Annotated in this window: 14 protein-coding genes and 1 riboswitch; of the genes, 10 read left to right on the forward strand and 4 right to left on the reverse strand. The window is 66.1% G+C overall.

Translation table 11 applies throughout. The features are described from left to right. Positions 1-40: 40 nt before the first annotated feature. Positions 41-964, forward strand: coding sequence for a LysR family transcriptional regulator (locus L1080_RS05890; protein WP_250769087.1), 924 nt, complete (start codon positions 41-43; stop codon positions 962-964). Here L1080_RS05890 and L1080_RS05895 read toward each other — a convergent pair. Beyond that, entirely contained in the window at positions 945-1,412 is a 468-nt protein-coding gene (locus L1080_RS05895) for a tRNA (cytidine(34)-2'-O)-methyltransferase (RefSeq protein WP_159925739.1), read from the reverse strand. The two genes, L1080_RS05890 and L1080_RS05895, sit on opposite strands and share 20 nt — an antisense overlap. Positions 1,413-1,455: 43 nt before the next feature. Here L1080_RS05895 and L1080_RS05900 point away from each other — a divergent pair, with 43 nt between their 5' ends. The 3 genes from L1080_RS05900 to L1080_RS05910 are packed head-to-tail and all read left to right on the forward strand — an operon-like array spanning position 1,456 to position 3,241. Beyond that, complete coding sequence (locus L1080_RS05900; RefSeq protein WP_250769090.1) at positions 1,456-2,061, forward strand: pentapeptide repeat-containing protein; 606 nt, start codon at positions 1,456-1,458, stop codon at positions 2,059-2,061. A 33-nt stretch (positions 2,062-2,094) separates the two neighbouring features. Further along, positions 2,095-2,955: a bifunctional methylenetetrahydrofolate dehydrogenase/methenyltetrahydrofolate cyclohydrolase gene (locus L1080_RS05905; protein ID WP_250769093.1), complete on the forward strand. Its 861-nt coding sequence runs from the start codon at positions 2,095-2,097 to the stop codon at positions 2,953-2,955. A gap of 1 nt (position 2,956) precedes the next feature. Then, positions 2,957-3,241, forward strand: coding sequence for a DUF3017 domain-containing protein (locus tag L1080_RS05910; protein ID WP_109331438.1), 285 nt, complete (start codon positions 2,957-2,959; stop codon positions 3,239-3,241). Positions 3,242-3,262: 21 nt separating this feature from the next. On the opposite strand, the gene metX is transcribed toward L1080_RS05910, so the two are convergent. Both metX and L1080_RS05920 read right to left on the reverse strand, forming a co-directional pair. Next, on the reverse strand, positions 3,263-4,381 hold the full coding sequence (metX, locus tag L1080_RS05915) for a homoserine O-acetyltransferase MetX (protein WP_374433350.1): 1,119 nt from the start codon (positions 4,379-4,381) through the stop codon (positions 3,263-3,265). 2 nt (positions 4,382-4,383) lie between these two features. Then, a complete protein-coding gene (locus tag L1080_RS05920; RefSeq protein ID WP_250769096.1) occupies positions 4,384-5,667 on the reverse strand; it encodes a bifunctional o-acetylhomoserine/o-acetylserine sulfhydrylase in 1,284 nt (427 codons plus the stop codon). Between the two features lie 119 nt (positions 5,668-5,786). Continuing rightward, a riboswitch (SAM riboswitch) is annotated at positions 5,787-5,906 on the reverse strand. A 273-nt stretch (positions 5,907-6,179) separates the two neighbouring features. On the opposite strand from L1080_RS05920, the gene L1080_RS05925 reads away from it, so the two are divergent. From L1080_RS05925 to yhjD, 5 genes are all read left to right on the forward strand, one after another. Beyond that, positions 6,180-7,403, forward strand: a complete 1,224-nt coding sequence (locus L1080_RS05925; protein ID WP_109331429.1) for an NADP-dependent isocitrate dehydrogenase — start codon at positions 6,180-6,182, stop codon at positions 7,401-7,403. A gap of 214 nt (positions 7,404-7,617) precedes the next feature. Continuing rightward, the gene (locus tag L1080_RS05930; RefSeq protein ID WP_250769099.1) at positions 7,618-8,841 is read left to right on the forward strand and encodes an MFS transporter; all 1,224 of its coding nucleotides are present in this window, start codon (positions 7,618-7,620) and stop codon (positions 8,839-8,841) included. A 35-nt stretch (positions 8,842-8,876) separates the two neighbouring features. After that, on the forward strand, positions 8,877-9,683 hold the full coding sequence (locus L1080_RS05935) for an exodeoxyribonuclease III (RefSeq protein ID WP_159925749.1): 807 nt from the start codon (positions 8,877-8,879) through the stop codon (positions 9,681-9,683). Positions 9,684-9,734: 51 nt separating this feature from the next. Further along, a complete protein-coding gene (gene trpS, locus L1080_RS05940; protein WP_159925751.1) occupies positions 9,735-10,769 on the forward strand; it encodes a tryptophan--tRNA ligase in 1,035 nt (344 codons plus the stop codon). A gap of 5 nt (positions 10,770-10,774) precedes the next feature. Beyond that, positions 10,775-11,797 (forward strand): inner membrane protein YhjD, encoded by a 1,023-nt coding sequence (yhjD, locus tag L1080_RS05945; RefSeq protein WP_250769101.1) that lies wholly within the window; start codon positions 10,775-10,777, stop codon positions 11,795-11,797. 9 nt (positions 11,798-11,806) lie between these two features. Here the strand turns inward: yhjD and L1080_RS05950 are convergent, their stop codons facing one another. Continuing rightward, on the reverse strand, positions 11,807-13,087 hold the full coding sequence (locus L1080_RS05950; protein WP_250769104.1) for a D-alanyl-D-alanine carboxypeptidase family protein: 1,281 nt from the start codon (positions 13,085-13,087) through the stop codon (positions 11,807-11,809). A 327-nt stretch (positions 13,088-13,414) separates the two neighbouring features. Here L1080_RS05950 and L1080_RS05955 point away from each other — a divergent pair, with 327 nt between their 5' ends. Further along, complete coding sequence (locus L1080_RS05955) at positions 13,415-14,884, forward strand: APC family permease (protein ID WP_250769107.1); 1,470 nt, start codon at positions 13,415-13,417, stop codon at positions 14,882-14,884. The last annotated feature ends 4 nt before the right edge of the window (positions 14,885-14,888 follow it).

Genomic DNA, 14,888 nt, shown 5'->3' on the forward strand with positions numbered 1-14,888 from the left:
GCGTACCCACAAATCGCGTTTGTGGGACTAGCCTTGGGATGTGCCGCTCTCTCCCCGAGTCCCCGAACTCAATGCCCTCGATGTACTGCTGTCGGTCGAGCGTCTCGGGAGCATGGGTGCGGCGGGCCGCGAACACGGACTCAGTCAGCAGGCGGTCAGCGCGCGGGTCCGCACGGCGGAGCGTCTGTTCGGCATCAAGGTGTTCAGCCGCGGCGCCAGCGGAGTGCGGCCCACGGCCGAGGGGGCTCTCATTCTCGAATGGGCCAGTCACATCCTGGCGACAGCGGAGGAGCTCGCGTCCGGAGTCGCGGCACTGCGGGGGGAGAGGCAGGCCGGGCTCACGGTGGCGGCCAGCATGACCATCGCCGAGTACCTCGTTCCGGGCTGGACGGTTGCGATGCGGCGCAAGTACCCCAACGTGGTCACATCGGTGCGTCTGCTCAACTCGTCCGAGGTGACGGCGCGGGTGTTGTCCGGTGAGGCCGACCTCGGTTTCGTCGAGGGACCCGACATTCCGCCGGGGCTGCAGTCCCGGGAGATCGGCCGGGATCATCTCGTCGTGGTCGTCCCGCCCGACCATCACTGGGTTCGACGCTCGCCGATCCCCGTGTCGGAGTTGGCAACCACGCCGATGATCCAACGGGAGTCGGGTTCGGGAACGCGCACCACGCTCGAGAATGCGGTACCGCACTGTGTCCCACCTCTATTGGAGCTCACCTCGTGCACTGCGGTGAAGGCTGCGGTGATCGCCGGAAACGCCCCGGCGGTGCTGTCTTCCCTCGCGGTAGCAGCCGACCTCACCGACGGGCGGCTGGCCTCGGTACAGGTGGAGGGGTTGACCCTCCCGCGGCGGTTGTCGGCCGTCTGGGATCCGGTGCGGGGAGTGCGCGGGGCCGCACGGGACTTCCTCGACATCGCGGTCGGGGCCACCGCGGGAGCGGGACTTACAGCGCAGCCCCTCTGAATCCGTGCTGCCGCCACGCCTCGTACGTCACCAGGGCAGCGGCATTGGACAGATTCAACGACCGCCGGCCGGGCAACATCGGGATGCGCAGGCGTTCGGTCACGTGCGGGTCGGACAGCACCTCCTGCGACAGCCCGGTGGGTTCGGGGCCGAAGAGCAGTACGTCGCCCGGTTCGTAGGAGATATCGGCGTACGACACGGTGGCATGGGCTGTGAAGGCGAACACTCGCGCCGGTTCGACTGCTGCCCACGCGGCCTCCAGATTCTCGTGGACGGTCACGGACGCCAGGTCGTGGTAATCGAGCCCCGCGCGCTTGAGTTTCGGTTCCGAGAGGTCGAACCCCAGCGGCCCCACCAGATGCAGCTCACATCCCGTGCCTGCCACCAGGCGGATGGCGTTGCCGGTGTTGGGTGGGATACGGGGTTCGTGGAACATCACTCGGAACACCCGCACAGCTTAGGGGTACACCGTCGGGCGGCATGATGGACGGATGGATGCAGTGGAAGAAGTGGTGGGTGAGGACTTCGGCGACGCGCGACTCCCAGGTCAGGACTGGCGTCGGCGGCACTACACGAAGTGCCACTTCCGGGACGCCGATCTCAGTGGACTCCGCACGGAATCGGTGATCTTCACGGACTGCGACTTCACCGGTGCCGACCTGTCGGAGTCGCAGCATATCGGAACGGCCTTTCGGTCCTGTTCGTTCACGCGGGCAACGTTGTGGCACAGCACGTTCCGGCATTGCAGCTTCCTCGGTTCCGAGTTCGACGGCTGCCGGTTGCGCCCGATGACCGTCGAGGAATGCGATTTCACGCTCGCCTCGCTCGGCGGCGCCGATCTGCGGGACCTCGACTTCACCGACTGCCGGTTCCGTGAGGCCAACCTCGTGCGAACCGACCTGCGGGGCACGGTTCTGCGTGCGGCCGACCTCCTCGGTGCCCGCACCGGGGGCGCGAAACTGGGCGGCGCCGACCTGCGGGGCGCCCACGTCGACGCACATCTGTGGACGGCGGCCTCACTCGACGGGGCGCAGATCGAACTGACCCAGGCCATCGCCTACGCCGCCGCCCACGGGCTGGTGGTGGAACCGACCTGACGCGGGTATCGGGTACCTGAGAGAATGGGCTCCGTGACTGCAACGATCCTCGATGGCAAGGCCACCCGCGACGAGATTTTCGAAGACCTGAAGGTGCGGGTGACCGCACTGAGGGACCAGGGCATCACACCCGGGCTCGGGACCGTCCTGGTGGGCGACGATCCGGGATCGGCGGCGTACGTGCGCGGCAAGCACAACGACTGCGCCAAGGTCGGGATCACGTCGATCCGACGAGACCTTCCCGGTGACATCACCCAAGAGAAGCTCGACGCCACGATCGACGAGCTCAACGCCAACCCGGACTGCACGGGATACATCGTGCAGCTGCCGCTGCCCCGGCAGCTCGACGAGAACGCCGCCCTCGAGCGCATCGACCCCGATAAGGACGCGGACGGACTGCACCCCGTCAACCTCGGCCGGCTCGTCCTGGGCAAGGAGGCGCCGCTGCCGTGCACGCCGCGCGGAATCCTGCACCTGCTCCGGCGCTACGAGGTGCCGATCGAGGGGGCGCACGTGGTCGTCGTCGGTCGCGGTGTCACCGTGGGCCGGCCGATCGGTCTGCTGTTCACCCGGCGTAGCGAGAACGCCACCGTCACGCTCTGCCACACCCGCACGCGGGACCTGGCCGCCGAGGTTCGCCGCGCCGACATCGTGATCGCCGCGGCGGGTGTCCCCGGGCTGGTCACGGCCGACATGGTCAAGCCCGGCGCCGCCGTGCTGGACGTGGGTGTCAGCCGCACCGAGGACGGTTTGCGCGGAGACGTGGCGGCCGATGTCGCCGAGGTCGCCGGCTTCCTGTCACCGAACCCGGGTGGTGTCGGACCGCTCACCCGCGCATTCCTGCTGAGTAACGTCGTGGAGCGGGCCGAACGCGTCGCGGCTTCTCGCGGCTGAGATGGCGGACTGGGGGCAGTTCGCGAAGAAGAATCTGCCGATGCTCGCCGTTCTCCTCGTCATCGCGGTTGCCGTCGTCTTCGTGCTGGCCGAACGGTGGCGACGGGGAGCGTTCGTATTCGGCGCCGCGACGCTGCTGGCCGCGATCTTCCGCTTGACGATGCCCTCGGAGCGCGTGGGCCTTCTCGCCGTCCGCAGCAAGTCGTTCGACGTCGGCGCGCTGGTGGCCGTCGGGGGAGCCATCGTCTGGCTCGCCGTGTCGATCGACCCGCTCGGGACCGACTGACGGTCCCGAGCAGGCGGAACGTCAGCGTCCTGTGCGGGCCAATTCCATCGTCTCGGCAAGCAACTTGGCCACGGCATCGGCCTCGGTGAGAAACCCGTCGTGGCCGTCCCGGGAGTTGAGTACCCGGAGGCCGTCGCAGGTGGGGATCTCGTTGGCGAGGTCCTCCTGCAGGCGGATCGGATACAGCCGATCCGAATCGACGCCGCCCACGATCACCGGTGCAGTCACGGTGGCGAGCGCAGCGGCGACCCCACCGCGGCCGCGGCCGACGTCGTGCCTGTTCATCGCCTCGCTGAGAAGCACATAGGTGCTCGGATCGAACCTGCCGACCAGCTTGTCCGCCTGGTGCTGCAGATAGCTCTCGACGGAATACCGGCCGCCACGCCACGGGTCCTCGCCCACCTGCGGGGAGTTCGCGAACCGTGAATCGAGCTCGCTCTCGCTGCGGTAGGTGAGATGCGCGATCCTGCGGGCGATGCCGAGCCCGGTACGGGGAATCCGCCCGGTGCCGTGATAGTCGCCGCCCTGCCAGTCGGGGTCGCTGATGATCGCTTCGATCTGCGTGGTCTGGGTACCGATCTGGTCCGCGGTCGCGCGGGCACCGACAGCCAGGACGAGTGCGGACGCGATCCGGTCGGGGTAGGTGACGGCCCATTCGAGGGCGCGCATTCCGCCCATCGACCCGCCGATGACAGACGCCAGCTTCCCGATGCCGAGAAGGTCGGTGAGCTTCTTCTCGGCCGCAATCTGGTCGCGGATGGAGATCTCGGGAAAGCGACTGCCCCACGGACGGCCGTCTTCGGCGATCGAACCCGGCCCTGTCGTGCCCCGGCAACCGCCGAGCACGTTGGTGGCGACGACGCACCATTCGTCGGTGTCGATCGGTGCACCCGGACCCACCATCCCGCTCCACCAGCCGGGGGAAGGATGTTCGTCGGACATGGGGCCGGTCACGTGGGAGTCGCCGGTCAGAGCGTGCTCGACCAGAACCACGTTGTCCCGGGTGGGGGACAGCTCGCCCCAGCGCTGCACGGCGAGGGTGACCGACGGAAGGACGGCTCCACTCTCGAGCTCGAGAGAACCGATGTCGATATAGCCCAGACGTCCGTCCGACACGGGCAGCTGCTGCAGTGCGCTCACGGTCAAGATGCCGCCGCCGTCAGGCCGGTTTCGATATCGGCGATGATGTCGTCGATTCCCTCGATGCCCACGGCGAGGCGCACCAGCCCGGGGGTGACGCCGCTGGCGGCCTGCTCCTCGGGGGTCAGCTGCGAATGGGTGGTGGACGCGGGATGGATCACCAGGGAACGCACGTCACCGATGTTGGCGACGTGGCTGTGCAAGGTGAGAGCGTTGACGAACTTCTTTCCGGCGTCGATTCCGCCGGCGAGTTCGAACGTCACGATGGCGCCTGCGCCCTTGGGAGCGATCTGCTTGGCGCGCTCGTGCCAGGGTGAGGAAGCGAGCCCGGTGTAGCCGACCGAGATGACCTCGGGCCGGGCCTCGAGGTATTGGGCCACGGTGGTCGCGTTCGACACGTGCCGTTCCATGCGAAGGCTCAGCGTTTCGAGGCCCTGTGCGATGAGGAACGCGTTGAAGGGCGAGATCGCGGAACCGAGGTCGCGCAGCAGCTGCACCCGCGCTTTGAGCGCGTACGCCGGCGGACCGAGTTCCGCGAAGACGACCCCGTGGTAACTGGGATCGGGGGTGGTGAAGTTCGGGTGACGGCCCTGGGTCCAGTCGAAGGTGCCGCCGTCGACGATCACACCGGCGATCGCCGTGCCGTGCCCGCCGAGGTACTTGGTAGCCGAATGCACCACGATGTCCGCACCGTGTTCGAGCGGGCGGATGAGGTAGGGCGTGGGCACCGTGTTGTCGACGATCAGCGGAATGCCGTGCTGATGCGCGATGCCGGAGATGCCCGGGAGGTCGAGGACGTCGTTACGCGGATTCGACACGGTCTCGCCGTAGAAGGCCTTGGTGTTGTCGCGAATCGCGCTGCGCCACTGCTCGAGGTCGTCGGGATCCTCGACGAACGAGACCTCGATGCCGAGCTTGGGCAGCGTGTAGTGGAAGAGGTTGTAGGTGCCGCCGTAGAGACGGGGGCTGGAGACGATGTGGTCGCCGGCCTCGGCGAGGTTGAGGATCGCGAAGGTCTCCGCGGCCTGTCCGGAAGACAGCAGCAGCGCGGCGACCCCCCCTTCGAGTGCGGCGATGCGCTGCTCGACGGCGTCCTGGGTGGGGTTCATGATGCGGGTGTAGATGTTGCCCGGCTCGGCCAGGCCGAACAGTGCGGCAGCATGATCGGTGTTGTCGAAGGTGTACGAGGTGGTCTGGTAGATCGGCAGTGCCCGCGCCTTCGTGGTGGCGTCGGATGTCTGCCCGGCGTGGATCTGCTTGGTCTCGAACGACCAGTTCTCGGTCATGTGCTGTCTACTCCAGTGGTCTGACGAGGCGCGGACGACATATTCGGGATCGTTCGCGCACAGGGCGTGGCTGGGGTCTATCTACGACAACAACAACACATCATGAACCTCCGATGTCGGACCCGCGCTTGTCACCCGACTGCGTGTTAATCAGGGAACCAGGTCATCACCCGGGGCACCCCACCGCGGTGGAGGGTTGCCGGCCAGCTAGCCGGGGCTCGTTGCTGGCACTCATGACCTCTGGTGATCTTAGCGGCTGGAGCCGAACGACCGGAAACTGCACCGATCAGGGCCCCTAGCAGGGAAAAGTTACCCGCGAGTAGGAGCAGGTTGCAGGGCCCCAGGTGTTGCGAGCCCGGCGCATAGCAGTACGCTTGTCTTGTTTAGGCGCGGTCTCCCAGCGACCGTCCTGACCGTCTACGTTTGATAAGCGAACCGTTCGCGGACCCACTCACAAAGTGTGCCCGCAACCGTGTAACCAGGGAAACTTCCTAGGAGGACGCGAAGCACCCATGTCCAAAATCAAGGTTGAGGGCACCGTCGTCGAACTCGACGGCGACGAGATGACGCGCATTATCTGGCAGTTCATCAAAGACAAATTGATCCATCCTTACCTGGATGTGAACCTCGAGTACTACGACCTCGGCATCGAATACCGGGACGAGACCGACGACCAGGTGACCGTCGACGCGGCCAACGCCATCAAGAAGCACGGCGTGGGCGTCAAGTGCGCGACCATCACCCCGGACGAGGCCCGTGTCGAGGAGTTCGGCCTGAAGAAGATGTGGCGGTCGCCCAACGGCACCATCCGTAACATCCTCGGTGGAACGATCTTCCGTGCGCCGATCATCATCTCCAACGTTCCGCGACTGGTTCCGGGCTGGACCAAGCCGATCATCATCGGCCGCCACGCCTTCGGTGACCAGTACCGCGCCACCGACTTCAAGGTTCCCGGCCCCGGCAAGGTGATGATCACCTACACGCCCGAAGACGGCAGCGAGCCGATCGAGCACGAGCTGGTGAACTTCCCCGAGGACGGCGGCGTCGTCCAGGGTCAGTACAACTTCACCAAGTCCATCACGGACTTCGCCCGGGCCTCGCTCAACTACGGCCTGCAGCAGAACTACCCGGTCTACCTGTCCACCAAGAACACGATCCTCAAGGCCTACGACGGCGCGTTCAAGGACATCTTCCAGCACGTCTACGAAACCGAGTTCAAGTCGGAGTTCGACGCGGCAGGTCTGACCTATGAGCACCGCCTCATCGACGACATGGTGGCGTCGGCGCTCAAGTGGGAGGGCGGCTACGTCTGGGCGTGCAAGAACTACGACGGCGACGTGCAGTCCGACACCGTGGCCCAGGGCTTCGGATCGCTCGGCCTCATGACCTCCGTGCTGCTGACCCCGGACGGAAAGACCTGTGAAGCGGAGGCCGCACACGGCACCGTGACGCGTCACTTCCGTCAGCACCAGCAGGGCAAGCCGACGTCCACGAACCCCATCGCGTCCATCTTCGCGTGGACCCGTGGACTCGAGCACCGCGGCAAGCTGGACAACACCCCCGACGTCATCGCCTTCGCGCAGAAGCTCGAGGACGTGGTCATCAAGACCGTCGAGGGTGGCCAGATGACCAAGGACCTCGCGATGCTGGTCGGCGGCGATCAGGGCTTCCTGACCACCGAGGAGTTCCTCGGTGCGCTCGACATCAACCTCCAGAAGGCCATCGCCGAGCAGTAAGCGCACAGCACCTCCAGCGGTACAGATACGGGACGTTCCCTCTGTGGGGACGTCCCGTTCTGTGTTCGCAGGTCGGCCGTGGGTGAGTGAGCTCACGGCCGTTCCATGCACGGCGGGGCCGGATCAGGGAAGAGAATCCTTCCGGAGGTGGTTGCCGACTGAGGCGCTCTCTGCCGTGTAGTCGTGTACGTCTCTATCCGAAAGTGTGTCTTCTGTGAGCACCTCCACGTCCGTCCGCCCCGAGCCGGCCGGTGTCGTCGCGCATCATTCATCGGTCCGCACGCTCGCCATGGTCGCGCTCGCCCTGGGTGGGTTCGGCATCGGGACCACCGAGTTCGTCGCCATGGGCCTCCTGCCCGACATGGCGGCGAGCCTGGGCATCAGCGAGCCGACTGCGGGGCACGTCATCTCGGCGTACGCGCTGGGAGTGGTCGTCGGGGCGCCGCTCATCGCCGCCCTGACGGCGCGAGTGCAACGCAAGACGCTGCTGATCGCGTTGATGGCCGCCTTCACGCTCGGCAACGCCGCCACCGTGCTGGCACCGAACTATGGGGTCCTGATGGCTGCACGCTTCGTGGCGGGCCTACCGCACGGTGCCTATTTCGGTGTCGCAGCACTCGTCGCCGCGCACCTCGCGGAGCGCGGCAAGCGGGCCAAGGCGGTGGCCCTCGTAATGATGGGTCTGTCCGTGGCCAACGTCGTGGGTGTGCCCGCCGCGTCGTGGCTGGGCCAGAATCTCGGCTGGCGTAGCGCCTTCGTCCTCGTTGCCGGCATCGGCACGGTGACCCTCGTCGCCATCTGGTCCTGGCTGCCTCCACTCGCGGCGATGCGGATGACCAATCCGCTCACCGAACTCGGCGCCCTCCGCCGCCCGCAGGTGTGGATGACGCTGATCATCGGCATGGTCGGGTTCGGTGGCATGTTCGCCGTCTACACGTACATCAGTACGACGCTCACCGACGTCGCCGGCCTCTCCCGTTCCCTGGTGCCACTGGCGCTGATGATCTACGGGCTCGGCATGGTGGCGGGCAATCTCCTCGGCGGCCGACTGGCCGACCGGGCACTGGTTCCCGGTCTCTTCGTCTCGATGACGGCGCTCGGGGTGCTCCTCGCGGTTTTCGTCATCGCCTCCCACAACCCGTACACGGCGCTGGTGCTCGTCTTCGGTGTGGGCGCGGCGGGTGCCTCGATGGTGCCCGGGTTGCAGACCCGGCTGATGGACGTCGCCGCGGACGCCCAGACGCTCGCGGCGTCCCTCAACCACGCCGCGCTCAACATCGCGAACGCCTTCGGAGCCTGGATCGGTGGTGTCGTGATTGCGGCCGGCTACGGGTACACGGCGCCCGCCGCGGTCGGTGCGCTGCTCGCCGTGGCGGGCCTCGTGGTCCTCACTGTGGCGGTCGCCATGGAACGCCGCAGCGCCCGTTCGTCTCGGTAGTCGCGCTGTCGTACGCGTCCGCTACGGTGCTTGCCGTGCCACACATCATCACCACCGTCAATGTCAACGGCGTTCGCGCCGCCGCCCGCAAGGGGCTCACCGAGTGGATCGAGCGCACCGAGGCCGACGTCGTGTGCCTGCAGGAGACGCGGGCATCCGACGAACAGCTGGCCGAGACTCTCGCGCCTGCACTGGCGAGCGGCTGGCATCTCGCGTCCGCGGAGCCGTCGGCGAAGGGACGCAACGGTGTCGCCGTCCTCTCGCGTAGACCGGCGGACGCCTTTCGGGTGGGTCACGGTGACGAGGAGTTCCTGGGAGCGGGCCGGTACCTCGAGGCCGACTTCGACGATCTGACGGTCGCGAGCCTGTACCTGCCGTCCGGCGAGGCACAAACGCCTCGGCAGGAGGAGAAGGAACGGTTCATGCAGTCCTTCGGCCGCTACCTGGCAGACAGCGCGCGCGCCGCGGTCGCCGCCGGGCGGCACATGGTGGTGTGCGGCGACTGGAACATCGCTCACACCGAACTCGACCTGAAGAACTGGAAGACCAACAAGAAGAATTCCGGGTTCCTGCCGCACGAGCGTGAATGGATGAGCGCTCTCTTCGCGGAGGACGCCTATTGGTCTGACGTGGTGCGTCTCCTCCACCCCGACATCGCCGGCCCGTACTCGTGGTGGTCCTACCGGGGAAAGGCGTTCGACAACGACTCCGGGTGGCGCATCGACTACCAGATCGCCACCAGAGCGCTCGCGGAACGCGCCAAGCAGGCCGTGGTCGAGCGAGCGGAGAGTTACGACCAGCGGTGGTCGGATCACGCACCCGTCACCGTCCAGTACCGCTGACCCCGGTATCTGATTCGTCTCGTTCCGCCCCACGTGAAAAGATCAGTACTCATGTCGACCCCTGCAGATCAGAAGCCCACCGCCAGGCCCCGGGTGCTCTCCGGCATCCAGCCCACCGCCGACTCGTTCCATCTCGGTAACTTCCTGGGCGCGCTGCAGCAGTGGGTTCCTCTGCAGGACGAATTCGACGCGTTCTACTTCATCCCGGATCTGCACGCGATCACCGTCGCGCAGGATCCCAAGGAATTGCGTCGTCGCACCAAGATCGCTGTGGCCCAGTTGCTCGCCGTCGGAATCGACCCCGACCGCTCGACGCTGTTCGTGCAGAGCCAGGTTCCGGAGCATGCGCAGTTGGCGTGGGTCCTCAACTGCATCACCGGTTTCGGTGAGGCCAGCCGCATGACGCAGTTCAAGGACAAGTCCGCAAAGCAGGGCACCGAGAACGCCAGCGTCGGCCTGTTCACCTACCCGGTGCTGATGGCCGCCGACATCCTGCTCTACCGGCCGCAGCGTGTACCGGTCGGCGAAGACCAGCGCCAGCACCTCGAACTGGCCCGCGATCTCGCCCAGCGGTTCAACACCCGGTTCGGCAAGGCGTTCGTGATCCCCGAGGCCCAGATCATCAAGGGCACCGCCAAGATCTTCGACCTGCAGGATCCGACGTCGAAGATGAGCAAATCAGGGCCGAGTCCCGCCGGTTTGATCAATCTGCTCGACGACCCCAAGGTATCCGCGAAGAAGATCAAGTCCGCGGTGACCGACAACGAGCGGGAGATCCGCTACGACCGGGAGACCAAACCCGGTGTGAGCAACCTGCTGACCATTCAGTCCGCACTGTCCGGCACGCCCATCGAGACATTGGTGGCGGGCTACGAGGGCAAGGGATACGGCGATCTGAAATCCGATACGGCCGATGTTCTCACCGACTTCGTGACACCGTTACGGGCGAAGGTCGACGAGTTCCTCGCGGACGAGGCCGAACTGGATCGGATCATCGCCGCCGGTGCGCACCGCGCCCGTGAGGTGTCGTCGCAGACGCTGGCGACCGTGTACGAGAAGGTCGGGTTCCTGACACCGAAGGGTTGAGCACTGTGGCGGACGAAGCGAGCATCCTCGAGAAACAGCGGGCAGCGCGCCCCTGGTTCGACCACGTGATAAGGGCCGCCGGGCGATACCAGCAGCAGAAGGGCGACTACTACGCCGCCGGAATCACGTATTTCAGTGTGCTGTCACTCATTCCAATGCTGATGATCGCGTTCGCCATCGCCGGTTTCATACTCGCCGGCCAGCCGGAGTTGTTGCAGGAACTGCAAGAGAGCATCACCAAGAATGTTCCCGGGAGTCTCGGGGACACGCTCAACACCGTCATCGATTCGGCGATTGCGTCCCGCGCCGGCGTGGGTGTCCTCGGCCTGCTCGGCGCCGCCTACGCGGGGCTCGGGTGGATGGCGAATCTGCGCGATGCCCTCACCGCGATGTGGGAAAGTACCCACGAATCCCCGGGCTTCCTGAAGACCAAGCTGGGTGATGCGGGGGCTCTCATCGGACTCGGTCTGGCGATGGTGGTGTCGCTGGGCGCGTCGGCCCTCAGTAGTGGTCCGGTGGCAGGCACAGTCGTGAGGGTGTTGAACCTCGACAACATCGCGGGCATCGACCTCGGTTTGCGCGTCCTGTCGACGCTGGTGTCCCTGGTCGCCACCTGGGCAGTGTTCACCTGGGTCATCTCCCGCCTGCCCCGCGAACCTGTTGCCTTCCGCAGTGCGATGAAAGCGGCTGTGCTCGCCGCGGTGGTGTTCGAGGCCTTCAAGCAGGTCGGGGCCATCTATCTTTCGATCGTCACCAGCGGTCCGGCCGGCGTGGCGTTCGGACCCATCATCGGTCTCCTGGTCTTCATCTATCTGACGTGCCGGATGCTGCTCTTCGCGACCGCGTGGGCGGCCACTACCCAGGAGAGTCTGGCGCTCGCATTCGTCCCCCCGCCGGATCCGGCGGTCATCACGCCTCGCGTCCAGGTCAACGAAGGTCCCGGGATCGGCGGCGGACTCGCTCTCGTCGGCGCAGGCGCACTCGCCGCGCTGGGACTGTCCGGCCTTCTGTTCCGCAGTAAACGCTGACGGCGGCAGTCAACGACGGCGCAGGAGGCGCCACGCCCACAGCAGCAGCACGAGGATGATCGCCGAACCGCCGACGCCTACACCGATGCGCAGAGCCGTGGTGTCGTCGGCGCGATCGGAGCTGGAGGCGACGCCAGAGCTGGTCGTGTCAGCCGAATTCTGATCCGGCGTTGCTGCAAGTACCGCGCCGGAGGAGTCCTCGGACGGTTCGAGATCGATGAGGGAACCCACCTCCGCGTCTGAACCGAGCCCGAACCCGTAGTCCAGCAATCGGGCGGCCTGTTCCCAGGGCCGGATGGGTTGAGCTTCGGCGCCCATGAGGGTGACCACCAATCGACGGCCACCGTGGTCGGCGCCGCCGACGTAGGTGTGGCGCGCATCGTCCGTGAATCCGGTCTTGCCGCCCAGTGCGCCGGGATAGTTGTAGAGCAGTTGGTTGTCGTTGGCCAACGCGAATGGGGGACGGTCCTGATCCCCGGGTATCGCGGGGTCCCTGGGGAATCCGGGGAATTGCACAGTCTCCGTGGAGATCAGCTCGGCGAACGTCGGGTTCTTCATCGCGGCGTGGAAGATCAGGGCCAGGTCGAACGGGGAGCTGCTCATGCCGGGCCCGTCCAGCCCGGACGGCGTCGCCGTACGGGTGTCGTGGGCGCCGAGAGTGTCGGCGAGGCGATTCATCTTCTCGACCGCGATATCGTCGCCGCCCAACTGCCGTGCCAGTAGATGAGCCGCATCGTTGCCCGACGCCATCACCAGGCCCTGCATCAGTTGTCGATTGGTGTATCGGCCGTTCTTGCCGATTCCTACGGCGCTGCCCTCCACCTCGGCGTCTTCGGCGGTGGCCGTCACAGTCTTGTCGAGGTCGAGCTCGTCGAGAGCCACGAGCGCCAGCAGCATCTTGATGGTGCTGGCAGGCCGGTATCGGCCGTGCGGGTCCTTGGCAGCGAGCACGGCCCCGCTGTCGATGTCCGCGACGACCCATCCCGACGCGGAGATGTCCGCGGGAGGTGGCGGTGCGTCGTCGGGAAGGACCACCCCGCAGGCACCGAGCTTCGCACCACCGACAGGGCGGTCGGGCACGGCCATCGCGCTCGGTGTCGGATCACCCGGCCGAGGAACCTCTGAAGAGTCGACGGCGGGAGCGGGAGACGACCGGTTCGGACAGTTGTCGGTGTTGGGAGTGGTGAACGGCGTCGACGTGGGCGGCGACGGAACGACGGGAGGAATGGCGCCCACAGACGTCACCGAGAGTCCGGCGAAGAGAACCCCGGACACGACTGCGATACCCACTCGACGCCACCTCATCGGAGAAGGAGCGTATGTCATGGGTACCGAGCGCGAGAAAAGCACTGGCCGAGTGACATCCATTCGTGACGTCGGGGCGAGCGCGTGCCCTCCTGCCCGAGCGAAGACGTCGCGCCGAGTGTGGCAGGCCTCACCCCGAATGTGCCGGAGCAGAGTATTTAGGGAGCCGAACCAACGCTGACATACGTGCCCAGTAGGGGGAGTATGAAACAGACCAGTCTCGCTCTAATGGTGGCAGCGAGCGTCGCGACATCGTCGTTCCCAGCGATCCGCACTTCCGGCAATTCCCGATTCTGATGTGAGGCGGCCGAGATGACGGCAGAAGATGTGGTGGGCGCGCAGACCGCAGACCGAGAATGTCGCGATAGCGGCTACGAGCCGGAGCTGAAGCGCACTCTGGGCTCCTTCCAGGTGTTCGCGGTGTCGTTCGCGTTCATCTCGGTGGCGGTCGGGATCTTCGGCACGTACAACGACGTCCTTCGGGACGCCGGTCCGGTCGGCATCTGGCTCTGGGTCGTCGTCGCGCTAGGTCAGACCCTGATCGCCTTGGTGATCGCTCAATTCGCGGCCCGAATACCGCTCAGTGGCTCCTCCTACCAATGGGCGTCGCGGCTGGCGAACCCGAAAGTCGGCTGGTTGTTCGGGTGGCTGACCTTTTGTTATCTCGCCATCGGTGTGGTGACGGTCGACAATGCGATGGCAAGCAGTGCTCTCATGCCCCTGTTCGGCATGCAGCCCGACGAAGGCACCGCGCGGGTGATCACGCTCGTCGTGGTGCTCATTCAGGCGGTCTTCGTCGTGTTCTCCACGCGTCTCGTCGGCTTGATCACGTCGGGCGCGGTGGGGCTGGAGCTGGTCATCGTCGTGGTGCTGGCGATCGGGCTTTTCGTCGCTGTGGCGTTCTCGGGCAAGGGCTCGATCGGCAACCTCACCTCACGCGGTATCGCCGAGGGCGCCCCCAATTATTTCGCCGTCGGCGGTGGATTGATGGCTGCGATGATCATGGGGCTTGCCACGCTTGTCGGGTTCGACTCCGCGGCGAACATGGCCGAGGAGGCGAAAGACCCGTTCCGCAGCGTTCCGCGGGCGATCGTGGGTTCGGTGGTGGCGGCAGGCGTGCTGGGACTGGTGTTCCTGGTTGCACTCACCATTGCGATCGACGACGTCGCCCGGGTCAGCGCCAGCGACACACCGGTGGCGGCGATTCTGCGCGATCAGTTGGGTCCGGTGATGGAGAGGACGCTGCTGGTCGCGATCGCGTTCGCCTTCTTCGGTGCCGGGATGGTGACCCTGGCCACCTGCTCGCGGATGGTGTTCGCCATGTCGCGCGACGCACGTTTCCCTGCTCACCGGCTGATGCGCCGGGTCAACCCGCGCACGCAGACACCGATTCCGGCGACCATCTTGATCGTCGTCGTGGGGGTGGTCCTGATGGCCGCGCTGCCGGGTGGGGCACTGCTCGAGCTGCTCACAGTGGGGACGGTCATTTCAGCGGTCCTCTACGGCGCGATAATTGTCCTCTACCTTGCGGTGCGCAAGCGTTTGGATCGTAAGGAGGGCGCGTTCGACCTCGGGCACTTCGAGATGCCGATCGCGTACGGCGCCCTCGTGTGGTCGGCTGTGGTGCTGTTCGTGATCATGTCGCCCTCGAGTGCTGTGACGTCACTCCTGATTGCGCTCGGTGTGCTCCTCGCGGGAGGGGTGTACTTCCTCTACCTACTGGTGTTCACACGCGAGGTACTGGAAACCGAGCCGGGAGACGCCGATGTCTTCTCGCACTGACCTG

Origin of the sequence: Rhodococcus sp. MSC1_016 (assembly GCF_023667485.2) — a bacterium.
GTDB classification, from domain to species: domain Bacteria; phylum Actinomycetota; class Actinomycetes; order Mycobacteriales; family Mycobacteriaceae; genus Rhodococcus_F; species Rhodococcus_F oxybenzonivorans.

Excerpts from the sequence above, each read along its gene's own strand:
- trpS (WP_159925751.1), top strand. The coding sequence starts at position 9,735 with ATGTCGACCCCTGCAGATCAGAAGCCCACCGCCAGGCCCCGGGTGCTC.
- L1080_RS05955 (WP_250769107.1), top strand. The coding sequence starts at position 13,415 with ATGACGGCAGAAGATGTGGTGGGCGCGCAGACCGCAGACCGAGAATGT.
- L1080_RS05910 (WP_109331438.1), top strand. The coding sequence starts at position 2,957 with ATGGCGGACTGGGGGCAGTTCGCGAAGAAGAATCTGCCGATGCTCGCC.
- L1080_RS05900 (WP_250769090.1), top strand. The coding sequence starts at position 1,456 with ATGGATGCAGTGGAAGAAGTGGTGGGTGAGGACTTCGGCGACGCGCGA.
- L1080_RS05925 (WP_109331429.1), top strand. The coding sequence starts at position 6,180 with ATGTCCAAAATCAAGGTTGAGGGCACCGTCGTCGAACTCGACGGCGAC.
- L1080_RS05920 (WP_250769096.1), bottom strand. The coding sequence starts at position 5,667 with ATGACCGAGAACTGGTCGTTCGAGACCAAGCAGATCCACGCCGGGCAG.